Origin of the sequence: Methanococcoides burtonii DSM 6242 (genome assembly GCF_000013725.1) — an archaeon.
In the GTDB taxonomy this organism is placed as follows: domain Archaea; phylum Halobacteriota; class Methanosarcinia; order Methanosarcinales; family Methanosarcinaceae; genus Methanococcoides; species Methanococcoides burtonii.
Genome location: NC_007955.1, coordinates 463,597 through 488,639, shown reverse-complemented (window position 1 = coordinate 488,639; position 25,043 = coordinate 463,597). Strand labels below are relative to the sequence as shown.

The window sequence follows — 25,043 nt, the reverse complement described above, 5'->3', positions numbered from 1 at the left end:
ACATATCTTTAATTATTAGAAAGTGGGGGATTAAGTGGATACATATACGATCGTAGAGATCATCTTAAGATTAATTGCCAGCTTATTCACGATAGTGGGAACGGTCTTAATAACCTATGGTGGCTTTATATCAACTTATAAGCTGATCATGCTTGAGATATTTAAAAAACCATGTGAATATAATGAGATTCGAAGGGATCTAACTAATAGAATAATATTCGGACTCGAATTTTACATAGCAGCTGACATTCTTGAGACGGTGTTAGCTCCCACAACTGAAGAACTTATACTTTTGGGTGCAGTCGTAGGTATCAGGACTGTTTTGGGATATTTTTTGGGTAAAGAAGCAAAAGAGTACCCTTTGGATTAAATCAACGAAGTTCGCATGTATCGAACTCTATGGTATAAAATAGGTAGTAGGTACAGTAAATCTGGTCCGGTAAGCTTTAGTACAGGTAATAATGCATCGGGCGTTAGTATCAAGGTTTAACACATTGAGCGTTTAGCCATTCTGTGAATTTACATACTGTAACGTTCATGGTGTACGGGAAGTAATTCTGTATCAAAGTAATCTCGAATTAATGCTTTTTTGATAGTAAAAGTTATTTTTGTGAATATATTAGGGCTACCTTCAGTAAAAGTAGGATATTTTAATATTGTTTTCATTCATTTTTTAGATAAATTAGAAACCCTTTTCTATAAGCTATTTAATTTATTACTTCTACAATAATATATATGGAGATTCAAAAAGAATGATGTCTTTCGAAATACGCAGACGTTTATTACTATTGTTTCTCGTTTTTTGCTCTGCAACTCTGATATATGCTTATCTTCCTTTTGATAATGGTTCAATGATCATCTCCGTGCAACAGGAAGATCAAATGATCGAAAATATCCTGTTTGATGAAATATCATTGGCACTTAATAATTCTGATGTTTGCATAACCGGAGTGAACTATTATGAAGATCTCAACTCTATTGTTATCGGATTTGAACATAGATGGTTATATACAAATTCGAATGTAAAAACTTCACTGGTTGATTCTGTTTTCATCGCAAATTCGGTGATTGTTACACATCAAGATGAATTTGCTGGTAAAAAGATTGTTTTCACTGGAAGTGCACCAAAGCGAAATGGAAAGGGAGATCAAAAACTAGTAAAAATATTTCAGACCGAGATAGCATTTGATGATGCTCTTTATGTTAACTGGGATGAGCTAAATGATCAAGGAGGACAAAACAAGCTTAATAGTACCAGTTTTGAATATGTGTGGTGGCATTCGGATCTTTTTAATAGAATATAAATTGGATATCATGTTGACGTTTTGTTTTTTTCTAAAACACAAAAGTACTGATCTTATTGACTATTGGCAAATCCGTTCATTCCAACTAATTTGAATACCATGAATCCAACTAAAGTGGTTAAAATGAGAAAAAGAAGTCTTTCTGTGATTGAAAACGGTGCAAAGCTCGATAAGAGTGTGCCGTTTACTAAAGTGTTGTGAATTTTTGTGAATATGGCCAAAGCAAAGTAAGATAATATTATATTCCCAAATATGTATAATTCTATTTTCATGTACGGTACCCCCACAATAGTTTAATATCTTCCTGCATATTATTATTCCACTAATAATTTTAATATGTCAATAAACAGTTAACAAAATTTGTTTAATACATTATAAACGTTTCGAATCTATCCTGAAATTTTGGTATGTTGGCAATTAATAGCCTTTGATCGTGAAAGATAAATTATATATCTTATCAAGCGTAATTTCACGCTGTTAACAACGATTCAAAACCTTTATGTTGAATGTGTTTTAAGTCTAAACTGTAATTATTGTCGATAGACGTAAGTATTAGACATGTATTCTGATTTGTAAAACAGTCTACATTTATTATTTGTTAACAATCAACTAAATATGGAATTCTTGTACTTCAAAGTGAAAAGGAAATCTCTTCAAAACGATTGGAGGAAATATGCTCGAGATAAAAGATCTTACAGTAGAGATTGGCGGAAGGATGATCCTTAACAAGGTCAATCTTAAAGTAGAACAGGGCAGCACGACTGTCCTTTTTGGCCCTAATGGTGCCGGCAAATCTGCTCTTCTCATGACTTTAATGGGATTTAGTGGTTATGATATTGTGGGTGGCCAGATATTGTTTAAGGGGGAGGATATCACACATCTTTCAGTAAATGAAAGGGCTGAGCGTGGTCTTGGGATCATGACACAGAGGCCACCCAACCTTACCGGTGTCAAACTTAAGGATCTGGTCAAGGTCATAAGCAATGACCACAACTTTGACACAGAAACTGCTTCTAAGAAGCTGGATATGGATCGCTTCATGGACAGGGATGTAAATGTCGGTTTTTCCGGTGGTGAGATCAAAAGGTCTGAATTGTTGCAGCTTTCCGCACAGAATCCATGCCTTTACCTTCTCGATGAACCAGAATCCGGTGTAGATCTTGTGAGTATAGAAGAGATCGGCACGACCATTGATGGGCTACTCTCAAGCAGATCGAAATGCTCCGTTGACCATTACAAGAGAGAAAATTCTGCACTTATTATAACACATACAGGTCAGGTTCTCGATTACGTTGAACCGGACGTGGGATACATACTCTGCAATGGTACTGTCATGTGCAGAGGCAACCCACGTGAAATGCTCAAGGAAATAAAAACACATGGATATAAGGAGTGTATAAAATGCAAACGGGCAACTCTTTAAAGGAAAAGGCTGAGAAGGCCATTGAAAAATCTGCAATGTATGGAGAGGATTTCGATCTTAACAAATTCGAGATTGCTGCACAGGAAGTGCCTCAAACAGACGACCTTGAGAACCTTGATGATGATTTCAAGAAAACACTTCTGAACGTTGGTGTGTTGACAGATGAAAAGGATCGCTCAGGCAGTTTCCTGATGCTTGATAATGGAGTTTCTCATTCTTCACTTAAGGACCCCAACATCGAGTTGATGTCACTTCATGAAGCTTTGGAAAAGCATGATTGGCTCAAGGATTATTCCTGGAAGCTTGTGTCAGTGGATGCTGACAAGTACACTGCAAAGAGCTATCTTGAAGATGCTAACGGTTATTTTATCCGTGCACCTGCCGGACAAAAAAGTTCTATGCCTGTACAGACCTGTCTTGTGATGGGACATAAGGACGTTGCACAGACTGTTCATAACATCATTATCGTGGAAGAGGATGCAAAGCTCGATGTCATTACAGGGTGTACTACCAAAAAAGGTGTTGAAAGGGCAATACATCTTGGTATCTCTGAAATATATGTCAAGAAAGGTGGTATTTTGAACTTTACTATGATACACAACTGGGCAGGTGATGTCGGTGTCAGACCAAGGACAGTTATCCATCTGGAAGAAGGAGCATCATTCGTTAATAATTATATCCTGCTAAAACCTGTAAGGTCCATTCAGTCCTATCCGACTGCTATACTTGATGGAGAAGGAGCTTTTGCAAGGTTCCATACCATAGCTGTTGCTCATCCCGGGTCAGAGCTTGACCTTGGCAGCAGGGTTCTGTTCAATGCACCCAATACAAAGGCCGAGCTGATCTCAAGGACTATCACAACAGGTGGTAAGGTCATTGCCAGGGGCGAGATGGTGGCAAATAAACCGCATTGTAAGGGTCACCTTGAATGCCATGGTCTTGTCCTTAAGGATGGAGGTACACAGCTTGCCATTCCGGCCCTTGAAGCAAGCGTGGCAGATGTGGAACTCACTCACGAAGCCGCTGTTGGAAGGATAGCCAGAGAACAGGTCGAATACCTGATGGCACGCGGTCTTTCAGAAGAAGATGCAGTGGGAATGATAGTACGTGGTTTCCTCGATGTTGGCATTACAGGTCTTCCTGATGAGTTGGCAAAGGACATCGATGATACTATTGCACAGATTGGAAAGGATGCTGTTTAATAAGCATTCTGTTCTTTTTTATTTATGTCCTGTCTACAAGTTCCGTTCCTTCTTTTTTTAGTTTTTTTGAAAACATCGTTGACATTAATTCAACTATTTTTATTATTTTGATGAATTGATCCATTTTTGGTTGATGCATAGTGAAAAAATAGCTGGCAACCAAATGTATAAATATTCTAAAGTTCACTTTGTAAAGGGGTAGAAAATGAATTGGAAAATTCTAATTGCAACATTCGTTGTTTTAGCTGTTATCCTTAGTGGATGTACAGAACCTGCTTCTGATGATACAGAAGTAGAGAAAGGAGAAGTGGTCATAGGTTCAAAATTATTCCAGGAGTCATACATTCTGGCTCACATGGCCGGTATAATGCTTGAAGAAGCAGGATATGAGGTCGATGTAAAGGAAGGTCTTGGAGGAACTTTCGTAAACTATGAGGGTCTGAAACAGGGCAGTATAGATGTATATGTTGAATATACTGGTACTGCATACAGCCAGATACTTGAAGAGCCTGCTCTTGAAGTGTGGGATCCGGAAGTTGTTTACCAGAAAGCCGAAGAAGGTCTGAAGGAAGATGGAGTACTGGTTGTAAGCAATCTTGGTTTTGAAGATGCCTATGCACTTGCAGTAAAAAAGCAGTGGGCAGAAGAGAACAATGTTGTTGCCATCAGTGATCTTGAAAACCATGCATCCGATCTGATTATCGGAACAGATCCTGAATTTGCACTTCGTGAAGATGGTCTTCCACGTATAAGCTCCCTCTATGGATTTGAGTTCAAAGAGGTAAAGCCAACAGTTGCTACACTCATGTATGAGGCTATCAAACTCGATGAGGTGGATGTCATCTCAGCTTATACTACTGATACAAGGAACGAGTTATTCGATCTTACGATCCTGGAAGATGACATGAACGCATTACCACCATACGATGCAATCGTTGTAATGTCTGCTGAATTTGCAGAAGCAAATCCTGATGCTGTTACAGCTCTTGAGAAACTGAATGGTCAGATCGATACAGAGACCATGAGGGGCCTTAACTACCAGTTCGATGTCGATAAACGTGAAGCTGAGGACATCGCCAGGGACTTTTTAATAGAGACTGGATTGATCGAAAGTGAATTGGCAGAGGAATAACTTCCCCTTCAATTTATTTATTTCGCATCATCTTTATTTTTTTTAATCGCTGCAAAACAGCTCTTTAATGTGAGATCAATTATGCCATCCAAAAGGTTATTCGACAGAATCGATTCGATAAAACTTCGCGGTGTGACGAAGAAATATGATGACAGGTTTGCTATCAATGATGTTTCTATTGATATTGAAGGTGGGGAGCTGGTCATTTTCATAGGCCCCAGTGGGTCCGGGAAGACCACAACACTGCGTATGATCAATCGTTTGATAGAACCCGATTCAGGGACTATTCTCATCAATGACCAGAATGTCATGGAACTTGAGCCGGTTGCCCTTCGCAGGAACATAGGTTATGTTATACAGAGTATCGGTCTTTTCCCTCACATGACCATTGCCGAGAATATTGGTCTCGTGGCCAAACTGGAAGGCTGGAATGAGAAAAAGATCAAAGACAGGGTAGAATACCTCCTTGATTTTGTTTCCCTTCCGTCTGAGATGTTCATGGATAGGTATCCTCATCAACTAAGCGGTGGACAACAGCAAAGAGTTGGACTCGCAAGGGCACTTTTGATGGACCCTCCCCTTTTGCTCATGGACGAACCCTTCGGTGCACTTGACCCGATCTTAAGGAAACAACTTCAGGAAGAGTTCTACCAGATAAGGGAAAAACTGGGTAAGACCATAATATTCGTGACACACGATATCGAAGAAGCTTTCAAGCTCGGTGACAGGATCGCAATAATGGATAATGCGAAACTTGTTCAGATAGGCACAGCTGAAGAATTGATATTTCATCCCGCAAACGAAATGGTGGCAAGCATTGTAGATTCCGGTAAGAAGTTCAAGCACCTTGATACGTTGAAAATAAAGGACCTCATATCCCCCCTTGAATGCATGTATGTCCACAATGGATCACTTGACATCGAGAGTGCTATCAGTTCCATGATAGAGAAGAACATCGAGATCGCTGTGGTTTCTAATGGTTCGGGTCCGCTGGGTATTGTAAAGCTTATTGATCTATTGCGTATGGATGATAAGGACAGCAAGATTGCAGATCATGTTGTTGAGATCCCTTCATTTTCCAGAAATGAACTGCTCTCATCCTCACTGAAAATAATGCAGAAGAATGGTCATTCGATGGCCTTTGTCATGACCGATGAAGAACTAAGCGGATTCCTGTTTCCAAATGATGCTTTCAGTCAGGTAATTGGATAAGGAACATAGAAGGGGTGATTCTCTGTTATTATCTACTCTTATTGAAGTGTGGGAAACGAACTCTTTGACATTGCGTACGATCGAGCATCTGACGATGTTCGGCATTGCCATAGTTCTGGCTTCCATCATAGGTGTTTTTCTTGGATTGTTCCTTTACTCCAGGCCAAAAATAGCACATCCTATGCTCAATCTTTTAAATCTTGTAGAGACAATACCCGATATTCCACTATTGGTACTGCTATTGCCCATATTCGGTCTTGGAAGTGGTCCTACTATTGTAGCATCAGTACTTTATTCCCTTTTGCCGATTACACGAAATACCTATACCGGTCTTAAAGAAGTGGATCTCAAATATGTTGATATTGCACGTGCAATGGGACTATCCGAAAGGGATATCCTGTTCAAGGTCAGGATACCTCTTTCTTTGCCGATGATCGTTGGAGGTTTGCGTATAGCTCTTGTATTTACCATGGGCGTTGTAACACTTGGTGGTCTCATTGCTGCCGGTGGACTTGGGGCAGCTCTTATTGCCGGAATACAGCTCTATAAGATAAATACGATCCTGGTGGCTGGTCTCTGGACAGGTTTGCTCGCTGTTATCTTTGACGGACTTGCCGGAATTGTTGAGAAACGTCTTCAAAAGAGGTATGGTATATGGTAACTCTTGAGACGATACTCAGCCATACTGCTGACCACCTGGTATTGGTGGTTCTGACACTGATCATAAGCATTTGCATATCCATGCCTCTTGCATTTGGTTCTCTTTACAACAAGCGCTTTGGTTATGTGGTGATCAAGTTTGCAAATCTTGCACAAGCGGTCCCAAGTTTTGCAGTTGTTGCTATCGTTGTCCCTCTTATGGGAATTGGTTTCTATCCTGCAGTGGTGGCAATATTGCTTCGTGCTTTGCTTCCGATAATCAAGAACACGTATATTGGGCTTTCAACGGTCGATCCGTCAATGCTTGATTATGCGGACGGTATCGGGCTGAACGAGTGGCAGATACTTCGCTATGTTAGGTTGCCAAATGCTTATCCCGCTATTTTTGCAGGCATTAAGTTCGCTTTCATACTCATCAACAGCATTGCTATTCTCACGGCGTATATTGGAAGTGGTGGCCTTGGAGAGCTGATATTCCAGGGACTTGTTGCATTCAATAATGAGAAGATCCTCGCAGGTGCTATTCCAGCCATTCTGATAGCGATAGCATTTGATATTATATTTACCAGGATCGAAAAGAAGCTCACACCGCAATACAGGAAATAAGTTTGAGGTCATCAAATTAGCTTTTCTCTTTACGAGTTTACCTATGAAAACTGAGGCATAATAAAAATATTTATTCTGGAACAAAATACTGTCATTTCCTGTTATGATCAGTATTTCCTCCTATAATTTTACAACTGACTCCGTCGATAAGAAGCTATAAACAGAATCAATAGACAATAAAAGGATCCAATTCCTGGAATATATTTCTTAGTATCATTCTTATTAGGAACACTTACATTTGAGGTTTCATTTTTCTCTGTAGTTTCGTTTATTACTATAGTTTCGTTTATTACTGTAGTTTCGTTTATTACTGTAGTTTCGTCTAGAAATGGATAGTCAACATCAAAATATCCAATACATCCCGTATGATTTGTAAGATGAAATACCACAGGTATACTATTCACCCCACACTCATTTGCCTGATTTTTTACAACATCATAGATATTATTAATTGCTGCTTCAGAATATATTATCTGCCCATCATTACTATAAAGGTCAATTGCAAAATACCCTAACATTGTATTGTATCCATAGAGTACAATAGGGCCTTCGGAATACAAAAATGGGCTTATTTCATCATAGGATTCATCTCGCACTTTTCTTAGAGATTTAATATATTTTATTAATTGACTGGCATTTTCAATCTTAGGGAGTTCTCCATAAACTTTGATTACATTTGGACTGTAGATCCCACTATCAGGATTTGTGAGATTCATAATGGTTTCATGTTCCAATTCTGAAAAATATGATAATGCCATATCAGAAGTATAATAATGTGTTGTGTACTCAATATTTTCGAATTCGTCTTCTGCACTAACAAGTGGAACAAACAACATGTTCAACAGTAGCATCATCACAAGTAGCTTTCTTATTCCTAATCTCTTCTTTGTAATCATTTCTTTACCTATGTTGTTTTATTCCAAAAGCTATGGTCAAGTAAACCTTAAATTTTTGCAAAGGTAATATAATCGTGCCTTTGGGAACATGGAGTTCAAATGAGTTTGAAATGTCCATTTTGACTTTAGAAATTAATTAATGTCTTGTCCATATATGATTTATGTATATATATTATATTGTAAAAAGATACCATGAATTAGAATTGCTGAAATTACAGTCTAATCTGATAAGTTCACTTTTTAAGATCTTCCTTTCCTGAGATTTTAAGTATCATCAAGTGTTGTTACGGTTGGTTTTAATCAATGGATATGTCAGGAATTATCAAGATCATCAGTTCTTCACGTGGCTATGAAGGTCAGATAGTTCACGTAGAGAATATTTTACCACGGGATGCGGAATTCGGTTCGGTCGAGCTTAAACCTTTGATACGATATGCTCTTGCTGAGAAAGGCATCGAAGAACTTTATACTCATCAGGCTGATGCTGTTAAGGAGGTGCTGGACGGTAAGAACATCGTGCTTTCTACCAGTACTGCCAGTGGGAAATCGTTGTGTTACATGCTTCCTATCTTTGAGACGTTGATGGATGATCCTAATGCCACTGCTCTTTATATTTCTCCTTTGAACGCTCTTGTGAACGACCAGCTTGAGAGCTTTGAGAAGTTCAGGGATAGTATGGGGCTTGACCTCAATATTAACAAGTTCATCGGAACAATGCCTCCTGAGGAGAAATCCGCAGTGAAGTATGGGAATCCACGTATCCTTTTTACAAATCCCGAGATGGTGCATTTGAGCTTTTTACAGTGGAAGCAGCAGTGGAAGAAGTTCCTCTCGAACCTCAAATATATAGTTCTTGATGAGAGCCACACGTATAGCGGTGTTACAGGTATCAATATGGCCAACCTTCTGAGGAGGCTCAACCGCATTTGTGATCATTATGGTTCAAGTCCGCAGTATATCTGCTGTACTGCAACCATTGGAAATCCAGTGGAACATACTTCGGCTTTGATAGACAGGGATGTTACGTTAATAGATAATGACGGTTCCGGCAGGGGTGCTCAAAAGTTCATGTTCTGGAACCCGCCTCTTTATTCCCGATCAAAGAACTTCACTGTTCGGAAAGCGAGCTTTGGTGATACTGTCAATATCTTCACGACCTTTGTCCAGAACGACCTTCAGACCATTGTCTTTACAAGGGCGAGACAGAAGGTCGAAAAGATGTTCGTGGAAGCAAGGAACCAGCTTGAAGGTAGGGGTGTCAGAAAGACCATCAGCTCTTACAGAGGCGGCTATTATGGTAATGAGCGTGAGGCTATCGAGAAGGGATTATCAAAAGGCGAGATCGCAGGTGTCATTTCGACCACGGCCCTTGAACTTGGTATTGACATCGGAGGTCTGGATGCCTGTATTATCGATGGATTCCCGGGTACTCTGATGAGTGCCAGACAGCAGGCAGGCCGTGCGGGTAGGGGCAGCAGTGAGAGCATTGTTGTTCTGGTTGCAGATTCTAATGCTCTTGATCAGTATTATATGAGAAATCCGGGAGAATTCTTTGTTAAGGAGTGCGAGCGTGCTGTCATCAATGTCTCGAATAGGAACATCCAGGCTGACCATTTGCTCTGTGCAGCAAAGGAGCTGCCTTTAAGGGATGAGGATGAGCGTTATTTCGGTGAGGAGTTCAAACGAATAGTCGCTGCCCTTGAGGAAGAAGGCTTACTTGAAGGCGGTTTTGAGAAGCGTTCCCTGGATGGCGGGACACATATGCGGGTCCATATCAGAGGCACTGAGAGCAATGGTTATACTATCTTTGAGAAAGGTTCCCGCAAGCCTCTTGAGAAGGATATAGACAGGCTGCGTGCTTATCGGGAGGGCTTTAAAGGTGCTATTTACTTCAACCAGGGTACTCCGTATTGTGTGACGAAACTGGACCATGAGAAACGTATCATTCAGGTCGAGAAGGCGAGAGATGCGTATCATACCAGGGCTCAGGTAACTTCTGATATTGCTGTTCGTGATGTAATCGATAGCAAACCTCTTTCTACTTTTGATGGGGTCAGTGTTGGTTTCGGGTATGTCGAGGTCATACAGCAGGTAACGGGATACAGGAAGCTTCAGCTTCGTTCTGAAAATGAGCTTGGAAGGTTCGAACTTGATATGCCGGAGTTCAGCCTTGAGACCGAAGCTCTCTGGCTTGAGCTGCCTGATGGGCTTGTTGGTCTTGTGGAGGAACACGACAGGGATTTCAATGGCGGTATCCATGCCATCGAGCATGCTCTGATCGCTATGTATCCATTGCATTTGCTTGCTGACCGTAATGATGTGGGCGGTATTTCAACCCCCGAACATGGGGATATAGGCAATAGAAGCGGTATCTTCATCTATGATGGTCATGCTGGTGGTGTGGGCTATGCTGAAGCCGGTTATGCAAAGATCGAGGAGATGCTTGAGGTCACATTGAAGGCCATAGAGGGCTGTCCGTGCAAGGGTGGATGTCCTTCATGTATCCAGTCCCCTAAATGTGGCAATAATAATGAGCCTCTGGACAAGGATGCTGCGATAATGATCCTCAGGAAGATGCTTGGCAAACCTGCGTACATCCCCCAGAGGACCCATCTGTCCGAGGTCGCAAAACAGAGGAGCAGTGCTGTCCATGGTCGTGGAATTTCCAGACCTGCCAAAGCCGGTGATAGTCCTGCTGAGGCCTTGAACAGGGCAAAGAGGAAGCTTAAGAAGCAGGGTTCAGGTAGCGCTGGTGAGTGGGTAAAACTTGGAATTGCTGCCGGCAGGGATGAGAAGGACCATAAGAAGGCCTGCTATTGCTTTGATAAGGCTTTACAGCTGGAGCCGGACAATGTCACTGCTCTGTTCAATAAGGGCATCACCTATCTTCAGATGAAGATGTATCCTCTGGCTTTGGAGTGCTTTAACCGGTTGCTGAATATTGGTTACAGGGATAATGCCAAGGTGTGGAAGTGTAAAGGGGATTGCTTACGCATGCTCGATAACCGTGCAGATGCCATTGAATGCTATAATGAGGCCTTGAGATTGAAGCCTGATGATGTTAAGATCAAGCAGGCACGGGACAGTTTGAGAAAAATGGATAGGGCTTTGTATCCTGATGATATGTGAGATATCGATCTCACATTCTCTGTTTTTTCGATATTCAAATCAAAATCAATAGTCATAAATAGTATTATTTTTAATAAGTATTTGAAATGGTTTAGTTTTGGAATTTTATCATTCATTTATTCACTTAATATTTTATTTATAGAAGGCATTAATTATGACTGATATTGAACAGGAATTCTTTAAAGAGTTTGAGACAAAGCTCTGGAAAGCAGCAGATAAACTTCGTTCTAACATGGATGTGGCTAACTACAAGCATGTGGTTTTGGGCTTGATCTTCCTTAAGTATGTGTCTGATGCTTTCGAAGAGCGCCAGAACGAACTTGTTGAGCTGTTCAAAAAGGATGATGATGAGAATATATATTATCTGCCTCGTGAGGATTATTCCAGTACTGAGGAATATCAGCATGCTATTGCTGAGGAGCTGGAGATAAGGGATTATTATGCTGAGAAGAATGTTTTCTGGGTGCCAAAGACTGCACGCTGGGATATTCTTAAGGAAAAAAGTGTCCTTTCATTGAATACTGTTATATGGCAAAATGAACAGGGCAAGGATGTTAAGCTAAAGTCGGTCTCCTGGCTGATAGATAATGCTTTAGATGAGATCGAGAAAGCCAATCCTAAGCTTAAAGGCATTCTTAACAGGATCGGTCAGTATCAGCTTGATTCCGAGAAGCTTATCGGGCTTATCAATAATTTCAGTAATACCCGTTTCCATCATCCTGAGTTCAACGATAAGAAGCTGAACCTTAAGTCAAAGGATATTCTCGGTCATGTGTATGAGTATTTTTTGGGTCAGTTCGCACTTGCTGAGGGCAAACAGGGTGGCCAGTACTATACACCGAAATCTATTGTTACTCTGATCGTTGAGATGCTGGAGCCTTACAAGGGTCGTGTTTATGATCCTGCCATGGGAAGTGGTGGTTTTTTCGTTTCCAGTGATAAGTTCATTGAAAACCACGCTAATGTGAAGCACTACAATGCTTCCGAGCAGAAAAAGCAGATCTCCGTGTATGGTCAGGAGTCAAATCCGACCACGTGGAAACTGGCGGCCATGAACATGGCTATCCGTGGTATTGATTTTAATTTCGGTAAAAAGAACGCCGATTCATTCCTCGATGACCAGCATCCCGATCTGCGTGCTGATTTCGTGATGGCTAACCCTCCTTTCAATATGAAGGAGTGGTGGCATGAGAAGTTGGCAGATGACCCACGCTGGAAATATGGCACTCCTCCTAAAAACAATGCTAACTTTGCGTGGATGCAGCACATGCTACACCACCTTGCTCCAACCGGGAGCATGGCCCTTCTTCTTGCTAACGGCTCCATGAGCAGTAATACCAATAACGAGGGCAAGATACGTAAAACACTTGTAGAGAACGATATCGTGGAATGCATGGTCGCACTGCCCGGTCAATTGTTCACTAATACGCAGATTCCCGCTTGCATTTGTTTCCTTACCAAGGACAAGGCTGCAAAGGATGATAAAAGGAACAGACATGGTGAAATTCTGTTCATCGATGCACGCAATCTTGGGTTTATGAAAGACCGTGTCCTGCGTGATTTTAAGGATGAGGATATACAAAGGATAGCGGATACTTTCCACACCTGGCAACACAATTGGTCAGAAGACAAGAATGAGCCTGGCTTTTGTTTCTCTGCAAACCACGCGACCATCGAAAAGCACAATTTCGTTCTAACTCCCGGTCGCTATGTAGGTGCAGAGGCAGAAGTGGATGATGGCATTCCCTTTGACGCAAAGATGGCTTCTCTTACGAGCAAGTTGAAGACACAGTTCGAGGAAAGTGACAAGCTGGAAGAGCAGATCAGGAAAAATCTGGCAGGTTTGGGTTATGATATTTAATGCCTGATCGAAGCTGGATCTTTTAAATAGGTGTACTAAATATGGATAAAACTAAACTGTTCAACAGGCTGGATGATCTTGAGTGGGAAGATTTTGAGGTCAAGGAGGCGAAGTCTTCTATTCCAAAAAGCAGTTTTGAGACAGTTAGTGCATTTTCCAATACAAATGGTGGCTGGCTCGTTTTTGGAGTTGAGCAACTGAACAAGGATTTTGAGATCACCGGTGTTGAGGATGCTGAACGGATCGAGCAGAATTTCACCACGGCTCTTCGGGGGGACAAGTTCAACCAGAAGATCAGGGTGAAGAGCACTAAGTATGATTTTGATGGAAAGATCGTGCTTGCTTTTTACGTTCCTGCGTCTGAACAGAAGCCTGTTTATTTCAATTCAAGGAAAAACACGTTTATACGAACTGGTAGCGGAGACCAGCGGGCAACGGATGTTGAAATTGATGCGATGTACAGGGATTCTTCGTTTGGCCTGAAGGATAAGGAACTGACCGGGTTTACTATTGATGATCTGGATGAGAGAACGATCTCAGATTACAGGACCTATCTTGAGAATGTGAACCCTGAACACAGGTATAACAAATTATCAATGAAGGAATTGCTGGAGAAGTTGCAGGTTGTGGTCGATGGCAGGATCACGATAGGAGGTTTGCTGGTCTTTGGCAATGAGGATAACATCAACCGGATGCTTACTGATTTTCGGATCGATTATCTTGAAATTATGGGTACTTCCTATTCTGATGCTCCGACCCGATACAATTACAGGCTTTATGAGGAAGAGAATCTGTTCCGGTTCTATTTTAGCATTTTTGAACGCCTGATGAAGAAGATCGACCTCCCGTTCACCCTAAGGCCAGACGGCTTTGCAACTGACAACCAACCACAACTTACCGCTATCCGTGAAGCTCTTGTGAATCTTCTGATGCACTCCGATTATTTCAGCCCTATGAAACCAAGGATCAGGGTTTTTCTTGACAGAATAGAGTTCCTAAATCCCGGCAGTCTCCCAAAAGATATCGAATCCATCATGAAAGAAGATTTCACAATGCCAAGAAACCCTATTATTACGAGAATTTTCAGGGTCATCAAACTCTCCGAAAATGCCGGTTCCGGCTTTGACAAAATGTTCACCGGCTGGAAGTCCTATTACGAAACCGAACCTGTGGTTTCAAACGATATAGATTTCTATAAGATCACTTTCCCACTGGTCAAAGACACCATTTCCGATAAAGCGTCGGAGGAAATGTCGGAGAAAACTAGGGGGAAAACTAGGGAGAAAACTAGGGAGAAAATACTAGACATTATGTCCCAGACTCCAAAGATAACAACTGCTGAACTGGCTGAATTGACAGGCATTACAGCCAAAGGTGTTGAATGGCACATCAAGAAACTAAAAGATGAAGGATTACTAAAGAGAATCGGGGCAGATAAGGGCGGAATGTGGGAAGTGGTTAATAGATGAGAAAGCAGATTGTGATGAATTTAACAGGGGTTTGGGTATGAGCTTTAAAATATTTGTGAGTTACAGTACAAAGGATGTAGAAGAAATAAAGCCTATTTTACAGCAAATTCAGACCATAAAAGATACCGAGTTTTTCTTTGCTGATGAAACATTGAATCCAGGAGACCACATAAGCCAAAGAATTATCAATTACATAACTAATTGTGATGTTTTTATTTTTTTTTACAGCAAATTTGCCTATGATTCAACTTATGTTCAACATGAAATCGGTGTTGCTAAAGCTAATGATAAATTAATCATACCGATTTTACTTGATGAAACAAAACCAGATGGTATGTTACAAGGTATAAATTATCTGAATTTCTATAACCAAAATAAAAAGCAGCAGGAATTTGTAAGATTATACAACTACATTAATCAAAATGTTCAACGAAAAAATCGAAATTCTGCATTGTCTACATTGGCATTGTTAGGACTCGAATATTTCTTGCTGAAATCCGATGATGAGCAAGAAGAAGATGTATTCTAATATCAATTTTTAAAAATGGAGGGATTGAAATATGAGTTATGACAAAGTAAAATTGAATGACTTTATAGATTTTAATCCTAAAAGAATGATTAAAAAAGGAAGTGAAGCTTCATTTATTGAAATGGCTGGGATTACTCCAAATATTCGAGATATTGAATATACTCTAAAAAAAGAGTTCAAAGGCTCTGGAAGTAAATTCAAAAACGGCGACACTCTTTTTGCACGAATTACTCCTTGTCTTGAAAATGGGAAAACTGCAAAAGTTGGTTGTTTATCTAAAAGTGAAATTGCGCATGGTTCAACCGAGTTTATTGTTCTAGCTGCAAAAGAACCTGAATATGACGAAGATTTTGTTTATTATTTCTGCCGTTGGAATAAATTTAGAGATTTTGCGATATCTAGAATATAAGGGACATCTGGCAGACAACGAGTTGATTGGAAATCCTTAGTAGATTCGGAATGGAAGTTACCAAACAAAGAAATAAGGAAAGATATTGGACACTTTCTTAAAAAAATGGACGACAAAATCAAACTCAACCACCAAATAAATCAAACCCTCGAAGCCATGGCGCAAGCCATCTTCAAAAACTGGTTTGTCGATTTCGAGCCTGTCAAAGCTAAAATAGCCGCCATTGAAGCAGGCGAAGACCCTGAAAACGTAAACCGTGCCGCCATGCGTGCCATCTCCGGCAGATCGGATGATGAGCTGGATAAGATGCAAGCCGAACAGCCGGATGAATATGCACAGCTCAAAGGCACTGCTGAGCTGTTTCCGGCGGCTATGTGGGACTCGGAATTGGGAGAAGTGCCGGAAGGGTGGGCTGTTTCTAATTTTGGAAAAGTGTCTGCATGCTTTGATAAAAATCGGATACCACTTTCAAAGATGCAAAGAGAACTAAAAAAGGGTTCAATTCCATATTATGGTGCTACATCAGTAATGGATTATGTAAATAAATCGTAACTATTCAGCCTACCTAGAGTCAATCCTGTATTACCAACCTTTACACAAAAAGATTAGAAGCTCAAACAATTGTTGGAATAAATGGCATTCCAGCAATTGCATTTCGAATTGCATCCATCACAGGAACCTGATTCTTCTTAACAGTAGAAATGTAACTTCTTACCCGCGAGAAAATTAATGCTCCTTGCATACTTCGGAATGTACCTGATATCTTCTGCTGTACTTTCATCATTCTCACATCCCTTTCTGCAAGATTATTCTCAAATGGAACTTTTAGATCATGCATAAACCTGAGAATATCATTTTTATAACCAATAAACCGATCCAGCAGATTTTTTGCTGTGGTTTGTTTAGTTCTTCCTCGCTTCTTTGATTTGGCTTGAAGTTGAGGATTTTCTTCTATCCCAATATGAATAATCTGGCCGTACCAATCTTCAAACTCTTTAATTCTCTCTGGTTTCATACAACCAGACATTTCTCGGATCTGGTCAACTGACTTTTTGACATCAATAAGTAGAATATTCATAGCTTTTGACCACAATTGATCATCGTTCTCGCTTACACTTGTTAATTCTCGCAATAGATGAGCATTACAGATCGAATGATCACAATCATATTTGTAATATGATTTCCAGAAATCATGAACTACTGTACCATTGAAATTTGGTAAGATTCCCATCGCATTCATTGCTTCAGAGCCTCTTTTTTGATGAGGACAATAACATGTCATTTTGTTTGTAGAAGCAACATGTAACCACTGTCGTTTTCCTTCTATCCTCATACCAGTTTCATCACAATTTATCACAGGAGATTCTATTAAGAAGTTCTTGATCTGCTGTTCGAAATCTTCAAGCGATCTCTCACAATTGCTACATTTGTGTACTTTGTGAATTATAACTTCGTCAGGAACATCTACCATTCTGAGAGTAGTTCCAGGATGGTCTTTCTGACCACCTGGTTTCTTTCCACTCTTTTTTCGTCTGCTTTTTGTTTTTGGTTTCTCATTAATAAAAACATCAGTTGAAGGTGGTTTACTGCTGTTTCGGCTGTTTTTTTTGAGTTGCTCTTCCAACTTTTTAACTCGTTCTTCGAGTTCGGTTATTCTGACAGCTTGTAGTTCTATGATCCTTTGTTGTTCAGCAATGATGTCGTACAATGTAGTGACAAGAGTGACAACTGCTTCGGGACCTTGTTCATAAACTGCTAGGATTTCTTTGCGTTTCGTGTTCATTCACCTCCTGTTTGGCAAAACCAATTGATTTTTTGGGTGTGAACTTAAATAGAATGCTACTACTTGCTTTTTTCGTAAAAATCCATGTCAGAAGATGAAATAGATTGAGGTGGGGGGATTTTAGCACGCAAAGGTGGCTGAATAGTTACGTTCAAAGTAATATTGCACAATCTTGACAGATTTGTCAAGACTGTGTTTTTAGTTTGGATGAGGATTTCTACAAAGCCTATTTCTAAAAAACGTTTAAATACTAACATATTAAATAATAGTATCGAGAGGATTTGGGGGTATATCTCAGTTTTTAGCATCTCTTCTACAAAAATAAATAAATATTTGGAGGCATATATTATAGTAGAATCACCTATACTGACAAGTTTATTTGGAATGGTGGATTAGTTCATTGCATCTATTCCGACACTTCTGGCAGCTTCTAATATCATGGGACTGGATGTTGTATATAATTTCCTGGCAGCTGTACTCAATTACATACCCAGCTTATTTGCAGGTGTTCTCATATTGGTAGTTGGACTATTGGTACTTGACCTCCTTACAGATTACCTAAAAGATATAATGGAAGTAGAGGGAAGTAATGTTTGAATCCACTACTCAAGGGATTCTTTGCACTTATGGCATATGCCAAAGAGAAGAAATAATCCCCACTTTTCATTTTTTATTTTTAAGGTAAGTTAGAAGCTTCTTGTTGATCAACCTTTCAATGGAGGAAGTAAATGTTAACTCATGACAAAATATTTGATATTGTGATACGTTATGTCACTACACTCATCCTTTATATACTGCTACTAGCGGTAATTGTAGGAGTGTTAAAGATCTTTGCGAGTCTTGGCTTAATTGTAATAGGGCTTTTTGATGGCAATTTGATTCAGATAAGTTTTACAAACATAGTCTTTAGTGTTCTCACAGTTTTTGTTCTTATTGACTTTTTCAAGGCTTTTATTGATTATCGTGAACATGAACGAATCAGACTTACATATATAACAGATGCTACGATTTTGATTGTCATGCGTGAGATCGCAATTGGAATTTATGACCAAAAAATTGAATATGAATTTATGTTAAGCCTATCTGCAGTGCTACTGGTATTGGGTGCAATAAGAGTCCTGGCTGTCAAATATTCACCCAAAGAAGACCAGAATATCTCCTGAAAACAAGTATCAAATGATGAAATCAAGAAATTAAACTTTTTTAAACCATACATATAAATTTAATATACAATAAAAATTTACTCAGGATCAGCAATCTGCTGATCCTTTGATTCATTGGCAAACCAAACCACACGCTGTGGGAAGGCGATCTCAATTCCATTCTCTTCTAGGGTCTTTTTTATCTTCCAGAGAAGTTCTGTTTTAAGAGCATACCAGTCTGTTGAAGGTGCCCATATCTTCACAGTGATATTAACTGAATTGTTCCCAAGTTCACCAACAAAAACAACCGGTTCCGGGTTCTTCAGAGCAAAAGAATGCTCTTCTATAAGGTTCTTGATTATGCCTATGGCCTGATCGGCATCATCACTGTATCTTACTCCAACGACATACTCAAACCTTCTTGCAACATTAGCCACATAGTTTGTTATTGTGGTTGTGAATACGTTCTCATTCGGAATTCTTACATAGAGTCCATCATAGGTCCTGATTATGGTTGAGATCAGGCTGATATCTTCTACAATCCCCACATTCCCATCGATATTTACCTGATTGCCCAGCTTTATTGGTCTCTCGAAGATCAGGAATAGGCCAGAAATAAGGTTGCCAACTATGCTCTGGCTGGCAAAACCTATTACCAGTCCAAATATACTACCTGCAACCAGCAGACTTGAGGTTTCAACTCCCAGAATTGGGAGAATGATAAATACGAAAGTTATTGCGACTATGCCATAGTATGACGCATTTAGAATAATGACCAGATGGCTTTTATCCATTTTTTCCTTGAGTGACCTTCTCAGGTATAATGCCAGTATTTTACCTATAAATACAGAAAGCATTAAGACCACAGCAGCAGTGACGGTATTAATAATTAATGCACCACTCGCAAAAAATAAATCCGATATTTCAGAAATGATCAAAAGCCCGCCTCCATGATACATTTTGTGATGTTTGCATAAATCCTTTTGGCAGTATAGAGCTCCATTGACTTCTCCATCCCATATCTGATAGGAGAATCAATTAAATCCGTTTCTGCAATAATAGAATTTATTATTTTCATGTTGGCTTTCATGGATACGAGATCATGATCATAGTAAATTTTCATACCATTAGCATTAAAAACAGATTGACTAACCTCCACCCAACGGTTCGTACTATTTATAATGGACAACTCCATAATTCCTTCGTACATTGGATCTGAAGAAGGGATCGTGGAATATACCTCACTTTTCCAGTACTTACATATCATCCCGTCACTTGGATTTCCATAGAGGGTGAACTTATTCTTTGCAAGTGTCAGGATATCTATTATTTCGACCTCATCTTTATCTGAAATGAAGATCCCCATCTCCACCGGAAATTTTATGTAAACCTTTACTCTTGCCATCGGAGCGATGGTTACAGTTTTATCAAATTCTATAAGTAGATTAGAGGTTATCTTTTTGGGCTTGTTCAAAGGCTCAATTGGGTTTATGAGGACCTTCCCATCGCAAGTTACCAGGAGCTTCTCCAAAGTCTCATCGAGAAATTTACTTCTATATAGATATGACTCCCCTTCTTTCTCCACTAATATTTCCACCCCTTCTTTTTCTAATCTAAAAGGAATAGTATGTGATCCGTACATGACGCTCCAGATTTATTAAACAATAATTTTGTAGAATATGATTTTGTAGAATATGATTTTGTCCTTATTATTTCTACCTATTAAAGAACGTTGTCCTGCTTTTAAATCATTTATTTCCTTCACTAATGGGGATAAAGGTTCCAGATAGTGAACTATCAGTTTGATTGTTGTAAATATCTGGATCTCACTTATGTGATCAATTCTTCAGACAAAAGGATTAATATGGTTGCGGCTCATGAAATTATCATATGGGGTTTTTGAGAGGGTTGAATATAGTTGTTTTGCTATCCATAGCAATATTCATCGCATATATCAATTATTTTACAGACCATCTGATTGGTTATGAGACCCTGTTGACAAAGTTACTGCATTCTGTGATCATTGTCCTAGTATTCTACGTAATAAAAAACATTGCAGAAGACATTATTAAAATAAAAGTACATGATAACAAGGAAAGATACACGTTACGCAAAGCTGTCTCAATAATAATCACATTCCTTGTACTGGCATCTCTTTTTGCCGTGTGGTTCAGAGAGACCACAGGCCTGATAGTAGCCTATGGGATACTAAGTGCAGGTGTTGCTATAGCACTTCAGGACCTGTTAAAAAGTATAGCTGGCGGGCTAATTATTTTTATATCCCGTCCTTTCAGAGCTGGTGACCGGATAGAAGTGGGAGATATAATCGGAGATGTGATTGATATAAAGAATTTCAGTACCACCATAATGGAGATCCGTGAATGGGTTGATGGGGATCAGTACACAGGAAGGATTGTTCAGCTACCAAACAGTTTCATCTTAAGTGGTACAGTTAAGAATTACACTAAGGACTTCTCTTTCATTTGGGACGAAGTACAGATCATGTTGGTATACGGAAGCAACTGGAAAAAAGCAGAAGAAATTGCAATAAAGGTCACAAAGGATGCCATATATGATTTTGAAGATTCTGCAAAAAAAGAACTATTGAACATGAGTGAGAAATATTTCATCACCTCCTATGACGTGGAAACCAAACTATACATGACAACTCGGGATAACTGGATAGATATGCGTGTCAGATATGTAGTGGACCCTCGCCAGCGAAGGAAAATAAAACATATGCTGGTACAGAAACTTTTTCAGGCCTTCGAACCGGAAGAGGACATTATTTTGGGCACTGCAGTAGGTATTGACATAATGAGATCTTCGCAAATAACAGTTAATAGGTCGTAACTATAAAGGTTAAAACCACTTTTTCCTTTTATAAGACCCCATTTCATTCGTTATAGCTATCACTCTTATAGATCTCTTATTTTTGGAAGAGACAGTAAAACTTAATATCGGCTAAATAAGTGATCACTGCCTTACAACTAACAAATGGTGATTAAAACCATCATAGCAAACAACAGATATTTATGACAATGAACAATATATGCCACATATTTTTAAAATATAATAAAGGTGATTATTATAAGCGATAATAGAAAACACGGAGTTCCGGCATTACTATCATTTTTGGTGCCAGGATTAGGTCAGATCATAAAAGGAGAAATATTCAAGGCTATAGGTATATGGGTAGCACTGGGTATCAGCGGACTATTAACATTTATTGTTATAGGCTTTGTACTTGCACCTATAATCTGGTTATGGCAAATATATGATGCATACAATAACTAATTGAGGGGGTGGATTATAACCTCACTCATTTCCCAAAAAAATCTTCAAGAGCATTCGAATAACTCCTGAAAGCTTCCTCATTGAAACAAACCATCAATACCTTCTCAATGCTTTTATTCTTTTCAAGAAAAGCAGTTATCTCACGCATAGCTATCGTGGCTGCCTTCTCCACAGGAAAACCATATGCACCCGTACTTATAGAGGGAAAAGCTATTGTTCTTACACCGTTCTTTACAGCGACTTTCAGAGAGTTACGGTAACATTTTGCCAACTTATTGCCCTCACCTGAAGCGCCTTCTTTCCATATCGGACCGACCGTATGGATAACATATTTTGCAGGAAGATGATATCCTGAAGTTATCTTAGCCTCACCTGTCAGACATCCATCGAGATATTTGCATTCCTCAAGAAGTTGCGGTCCTGCAGCCTTATGGATAGCACCATCAACCCCACCGCCCCCAAGAAGGGAATTGTTGGCAGCGTTCACAATGGCATCGACCTTCAGTTTTACAATATCATCTTTAGTGACCACTATTTTTTCCGAAAGCATGTATCATTGTTGGAGTTTGTGTGGATTTATAGTTATCCTTAAACTCATGCGAACATGAACAATACCATCGCACAGCAAAATATAAGGACGCCAGCGCCTGCAAGTGGCAGAGTGAACCTGCGTACAACGGTTGGTATACTGTCACCTGTGGAACGCTGTATCAGCCAGAAATAAGGGTCACTGACATAGGAAACTATCAGAGTACCGGCACTTATCATAAGGATAAGCGGAACTGTTGGAACAGATGTGACAATATCAGTTCCTGCAACGATGGTGGACGTTATTACTGCTGTAACTATACGCGAACCCTGTGCCGTCTGGATCAAAACCGCCAGAACGAATGGAACGATAACAACAGGGAACACACCATTGATAAGAGCAAAAACATCATCCGGAAAACTACTGGCAGCTATCACAAAACCAAGTGCACCTGCACCGCACAGATCAAAGAGAATTATACCTGCATTCTTAGTTCCCTTCTCAAGTGCGATCTTGCGAGGCTTTTCCTCAACAAGCAACAGGGAAACGAACACGGATATCACAAGAGCAATATTGACATCGCTGATAATTGAAAGCGGGGAGAACAGATAGCCAATAGATATCAGGATTATTGGTAATGCTATGGGCAACCAGACCTTCCACCTTGGCAATGAAAGCATCGCAGGTTCGACCAGACCTGAAAGTTCCGGAAGAAGATGTTGAGAACCCCCTGAAAGTCTTTTTGCGACCACATAACCTGTACCCAGGAGGAACAGGGAAAGGGGGACAGTGATCAAATTGATACTGAAAGTATCCGAATTGGAAACTCCGAATGCCGTGGTCATGCTATAAACGACCGGCAATGGCAATATAAGCACAAAGGACAGCACACTTCCAAATGCTGCCATGTAGAAAAGTCTCCCGCCTGAAGACTGTTCCTTTTCCATCTGTTCGATAAGAGGGAGCATTACCACATAGGTAGTAAGACAGCACATCAAAGGAATGGAAAGAAGGTAACCGACAACTCCGGCTGCCAGGTCAGGAGCCTTGATGGTGTGTTTTACATCTTCGACTATCTTTTCTATGAAATGCCCATGCCTTAGTAACTGTGCAATGACCGCACCACAATAGATGGGGATACCCAGAAGTGAAAAGATACGTCCTGCTCCACCTGTTACATACTGTATGAGCCAGTCCATTCCGCTGAAGGTCCCAAAAAGAAAAGCTGCTGCTATAAGGGTCAGGAACGGAGTGATGTGATACCGAATGGTGAGGACACTGATGAAAACAATTGTGAGAACAAATAAAAGCAAGGATTCCATACGATATTTGATGTATCAGGACATATATGATAGCATCGGAGCAATATTATGGATGAAGACCTGCTTGCCGTTAGTTATTGTATAGACTGTGGGAAATGTTATGATGTCTGTCATATCGCAAAGGTCACGGACAACAAATATACACCCCGATCGAAGATAATGCTTTTACAGAAACTTATCGAGGGTGATGAACTTGATCAGGACGAGGTGGACGATGTTTATCTTTCCACCAGATGTGGTGCCTGTGACGATGCATGCCCCATGAACATTCCAATAACCGATATCATTCAGAGAGAAAGGACGATACTGGCAGAACAGGGAAAGGAACCTGCAAGAACATCACAGATATGCAAGAACATCATCGAAGCCGGAAGCCCCGGAAGAAAGGATGCCACACTGAGGAACTCCTGGATAAACGATGAGATCGAACTTTCCGAAACATCTGATGTTGCTTACATGACCGGTTGTTGGATAGCATTCGCACATCAGGATATCGCCCGCTCTACCATCAAGCTACTCAACAAAGCAGGTATCGCTCCAAGAGCTATACCCGAAGAGAAATGCTGCGGTCTTTTCCTCATTGACAACGGTCATATGGAAGAAGCAAAGGAATACGCCAAAGAGTATGTCGAATATCTTGAATCCCTCAGGATCAAAAAGATAATAGTTTCATGCCCTGGCTGCTATATTGTCCTGAAGGAAGAATATGCCAGGCTTTTCAGGGAACCTAAATTCGAAGTGGTCTATTCTCTTGAATTGTTCAGAGACCTGATACAGGAAGGTAAGCTCGTTCCGAAGGCATTGGACAAAAAAGTAGCTATACGAGATGCCTGTGCCATTCTGGAGATGTCAGACATTCCAAGAGAGATACTAAGGTCCATGCAAGTCGAGATCAAGGAGATGTTTGGTGGTAAACACGGATGCTGCGGAGGACCTGCAGGTGTGAAACCGAACTTCCCGGAGATCTCATCAAAGGTCGGCATGATAACAATAGAAAAAACAAAGGATTATCCTGATGGCGTTGTCTCTTACTGTCCGTTCTGTTATCATCATCTTGAGGACGTATGCCGACAAGAAGAAAAAGAGTTCAGGATAAAGGATATTACTGAACTGCTTTTGGAGAGCGTTCTTTAAGAAC

26 protein-coding genes and 1 pseudogene are annotated in these 25,043 nt (G+C 40.1%); 20 read left to right on the top strand and 7 right to left on the bottom strand.

Features of this window, described 5'->3' with window-relative positions; translation table 11 throughout:
* The first annotated feature begins 34 nt into the window (after window positions 1-34).
* Window positions 35-370, top strand: a complete 336-nt coding sequence (locus MBUR_RS02505) for a DUF1622 domain-containing protein (RefSeq protein ID WP_011498638.1) — start codon at window positions 35-37, stop codon at window positions 368-370.
* A gap of 511 nt (window positions 371-881) precedes the next feature.
* On the top strand, window positions 882-1,304 hold the full coding sequence (locus MBUR_RS02500) for a hypothetical protein (protein ID WP_157196630.1): 423 nt from the start codon (window positions 882-884) through the stop codon (window positions 1,302-1,304).
* 53 nt (window positions 1,305-1,357) lie between these two features.
* Here MBUR_RS02500 and MBUR_RS02495 read toward each other — a convergent pair whose 3' ends face one another.
* Window positions 1,358-1,576, bottom strand: a complete 219-nt coding sequence (locus tag MBUR_RS02495) for a hypothetical protein (RefSeq protein ID WP_048063173.1) — start codon at window positions 1,574-1,576, stop codon at window positions 1,358-1,360.
* A 401-nt stretch (window positions 1,577-1,977) separates the two neighbouring features.
* Between MBUR_RS02495 and MBUR_RS02490 the strand changes: the two genes are divergently transcribed.
* From MBUR_RS02490 to MBUR_RS02465, 6 genes are all read left to right on the top strand, one after another.
* The gene (locus MBUR_RS02490) at window positions 1,978-2,727 is read left to right on the top strand and encodes an ABC transporter ATP-binding protein (RefSeq protein WP_011498636.1); all 750 of its coding nucleotides are present in this window, start codon (window positions 1,978-1,980) and stop codon (window positions 2,725-2,727) included.
* Window positions 2,706-3,929 carry a SufB/SufD family protein gene (locus tag MBUR_RS02485; protein ID WP_011498635.1) on the top strand — a complete coding sequence of 408 codons (1,224 nt, stop codon included), beginning with the start codon at window positions 2,706-2,708 and terminating at the stop codon, window positions 3,927-3,929. Before MBUR_RS02490 ends, MBUR_RS02485 begins: the two co-directional genes overlap by 22 nt.
* 205 nt (window positions 3,930-4,134) lie before the next feature.
* The gene (locus tag MBUR_RS02480; protein ID WP_011498634.1) at window positions 4,135-5,061 is read left to right on the top strand and encodes a glycine betaine ABC transporter substrate-binding protein; all 927 of its coding nucleotides are present in this window, start codon (window positions 4,135-4,137) and stop codon (window positions 5,059-5,061) included.
* An 81-nt stretch (window positions 5,062-5,142) separates the two neighbouring features.
* Window positions 5,143-6,273: an ABC transporter ATP-binding protein gene (locus tag MBUR_RS02475; protein WP_011498633.1), complete on the top strand. Its 1,131-nt coding sequence runs from the start codon at window positions 5,143-5,145 to the stop codon at window positions 6,271-6,273.
* Entirely contained in the window at window positions 6,266-6,934 is a 669-nt protein-coding gene (locus tag MBUR_RS02470; protein WP_232221975.1) for an ABC transporter permease, read from the top strand. Before MBUR_RS02475 ends, MBUR_RS02470 begins: the two co-directional genes overlap by 8 nt.
* Window positions 6,928-7,539, top strand: coding sequence for an ABC transporter permease (locus MBUR_RS02465; RefSeq protein ID WP_011498631.1), 612 nt, complete (start codon window positions 6,928-6,930; stop codon window positions 7,537-7,539). The genes MBUR_RS02470 and MBUR_RS02465 overlap by 7 nt, the downstream gene beginning before the upstream one ends.
* A 128-nt stretch (window positions 7,540-7,667) precedes the next feature.
* On the opposite strand, the gene MBUR_RS02460 is transcribed toward MBUR_RS02465, so the two are convergent.
* Window positions 7,668-8,435: a hypothetical protein gene (locus MBUR_RS02460; RefSeq protein ID WP_011498630.1), complete on the bottom strand. Its 768-nt coding sequence runs from the start codon at window positions 8,433-8,435 to the stop codon at window positions 7,668-7,670.
* A 309-nt stretch (window positions 8,436-8,744) separates the two neighbouring features.
* Here MBUR_RS02460 and MBUR_RS02455 point away from each other — a divergent pair, with 309 nt between their 5' ends.
* From MBUR_RS02455 to MBUR_RS14075, 6 genes are all read left to right on the top strand, one after another.
* The gene (locus tag MBUR_RS02455) at window positions 8,745-11,564 is read left to right on the top strand and encodes a DEAD/DEAH box helicase (RefSeq protein ID WP_232221973.1); all 2,820 of its coding nucleotides are present in this window, start codon (window positions 8,745-8,747) and stop codon (window positions 11,562-11,564) included.
* Window positions 11,565-11,718: 154 nt separating this feature from the next.
* Window positions 11,719-13,425 carry a type I restriction-modification system subunit M gene (locus MBUR_RS02450; protein WP_011498628.1) on the top strand — a complete coding sequence of 569 codons (1,707 nt, stop codon included), beginning with the start codon at window positions 11,719-11,721 and terminating at the stop codon, window positions 13,423-13,425.
* Between the two features lie 41 nt (window positions 13,426-13,466).
* A complete protein-coding gene (locus MBUR_RS02445) occupies window positions 13,467-14,894 on the top strand; it encodes an RNA-binding domain-containing protein (protein ID WP_011498627.1) in 1,428 nt (475 codons plus the stop codon).
* A 37-nt stretch (window positions 14,895-14,931) separates the two neighbouring features.
* Entirely contained in the window at window positions 14,932-15,423 is a 492-nt protein-coding gene (locus MBUR_RS02440; RefSeq protein WP_011498626.1) for a toll/interleukin-1 receptor domain-containing protein, read from the top strand.
* Window positions 15,424-15,454: 31 nt separating this feature from the next.
* Window positions 15,455-15,832 (top strand): hypothetical protein, encoded by a 378-nt coding sequence (locus MBUR_RS12835; protein WP_052286184.1) that lies wholly within the window; start codon window positions 15,455-15,457, stop codon window positions 15,830-15,832.
* A 156-nt stretch (window positions 15,833-15,988) separates the two neighbouring features.
* A complete protein-coding gene (locus MBUR_RS14075; protein WP_198003781.1) occupies window positions 15,989-16,384 on the top strand; it encodes a hypothetical protein in 396 nt (131 codons plus the stop codon).
* Between the two features lie 61 nt (window positions 16,385-16,445).
* Here MBUR_RS14075 and tnpC read toward each other — a convergent pair whose 3' ends face one another.
* On the bottom strand, window positions 16,446-17,615 hold the full coding sequence (gene tnpC / locus MBUR_RS02430; RefSeq protein WP_011498625.1) for an IS66 family transposase: 1,170 nt from the start codon (window positions 17,613-17,615) through the stop codon (window positions 16,446-16,448).
* A gap of 144 nt (window positions 17,616-17,759) precedes the next feature.
* On the opposite strand from tnpC, the pseudogene MBUR_RS13750 reads away from it, so the two are divergent.
* The 3 genes and pseudogenes from MBUR_RS13750 to MBUR_RS02425 all read left to right on the top strand — a co-directional run.
* Window positions 17,760-17,840, top strand: a pseudogene (locus MBUR_RS13750) (IS5/IS1182 family transposase); the annotation flags it as partial.
* Window positions 17,841-18,053: 213 nt separating this feature from the next.
* A complete protein-coding gene (locus MBUR_RS13290) occupies window positions 18,054-18,212 on the top strand; it encodes a mechanosensitive ion channel family protein (protein WP_083754927.1) in 159 nt (52 codons plus the stop codon).
* A 131-nt stretch (window positions 18,213-18,343) separates the two neighbouring features.
* On the top strand, window positions 18,344-18,778 hold the full coding sequence (locus MBUR_RS02425) for a phosphate-starvation-inducible PsiE family protein (protein ID WP_011498624.1): 435 nt from the start codon (window positions 18,344-18,346) through the stop codon (window positions 18,776-18,778).
* A gap of 77 nt (window positions 18,779-18,855) precedes the next feature.
* On the opposite strand, the gene MBUR_RS02420 is transcribed toward MBUR_RS02425, so the two are convergent.
* Both MBUR_RS02420 and MBUR_RS02415 read right to left on the bottom strand, forming a co-directional pair.
* Window positions 18,856-19,695 (bottom strand): mechanosensitive ion channel family protein, encoded by an 840-nt coding sequence (locus tag MBUR_RS02420; protein WP_011498623.1) that lies wholly within the window; start codon window positions 19,693-19,695, stop codon window positions 18,856-18,858.
* A complete protein-coding gene (locus tag MBUR_RS02415) occupies window positions 19,692-20,342 on the bottom strand; it encodes a DUF432 domain-containing protein (RefSeq protein ID WP_232221933.1) in 651 nt (216 codons plus the stop codon). The genes MBUR_RS02420 and MBUR_RS02415 overlap by 4 nt, the downstream gene beginning before the upstream one ends.
* 305 nt (window positions 20,343-20,647) lie before the next feature.
* Here MBUR_RS02415 and MBUR_RS02410 point away from each other — a divergent pair, with 305 nt between their 5' ends.
* The gene (locus MBUR_RS02410; protein WP_011498621.1) at window positions 20,648-21,610 is read left to right on the top strand and encodes a mechanosensitive ion channel family protein; all 963 of its coding nucleotides are present in this window, start codon (window positions 20,648-20,650) and stop codon (window positions 21,608-21,610) included.
* Between the two features lie 228 nt (window positions 21,611-21,838).
* Window positions 21,839-22,054 (top strand): hypothetical protein, encoded by a 216-nt coding sequence (locus MBUR_RS02405; RefSeq protein WP_011498620.1) that lies wholly within the window; start codon window positions 21,839-21,841, stop codon window positions 22,052-22,054.
* 25 nt (window positions 22,055-22,079) lie between these two features.
* Here the strand turns inward: MBUR_RS02405 and MBUR_RS02400 are convergent, their stop codons facing one another.
* Both MBUR_RS02400 and MBUR_RS02395 read right to left on the bottom strand, forming a co-directional pair.
* A complete protein-coding gene (locus MBUR_RS02400) occupies window positions 22,080-22,604 on the bottom strand; it encodes an O-acetyl-ADP-ribose deacetylase (RefSeq protein ID WP_011498619.1) in 525 nt (174 codons plus the stop codon).
* A 44-nt stretch (window positions 22,605-22,648) separates the two neighbouring features.
* A complete protein-coding gene (locus MBUR_RS02395; protein WP_011498618.1) occupies window positions 22,649-23,905 on the bottom strand; it encodes a GntP family permease in 1,257 nt (418 codons plus the stop codon).
* A 48-nt stretch (window positions 23,906-23,953) separates the two neighbouring features.
* Between MBUR_RS02395 and MBUR_RS02390 the strand changes: the two genes are divergently transcribed.
* On the top strand, window positions 23,954-25,039 hold the full coding sequence (locus MBUR_RS02390; RefSeq protein ID WP_011498617.1) for a (Fe-S)-binding protein: 1,086 nt from the start codon (window positions 23,954-23,956) through the stop codon (window positions 25,037-25,039).
* Window positions 25,040-25,043: the final 4 nt, after the last annotated feature.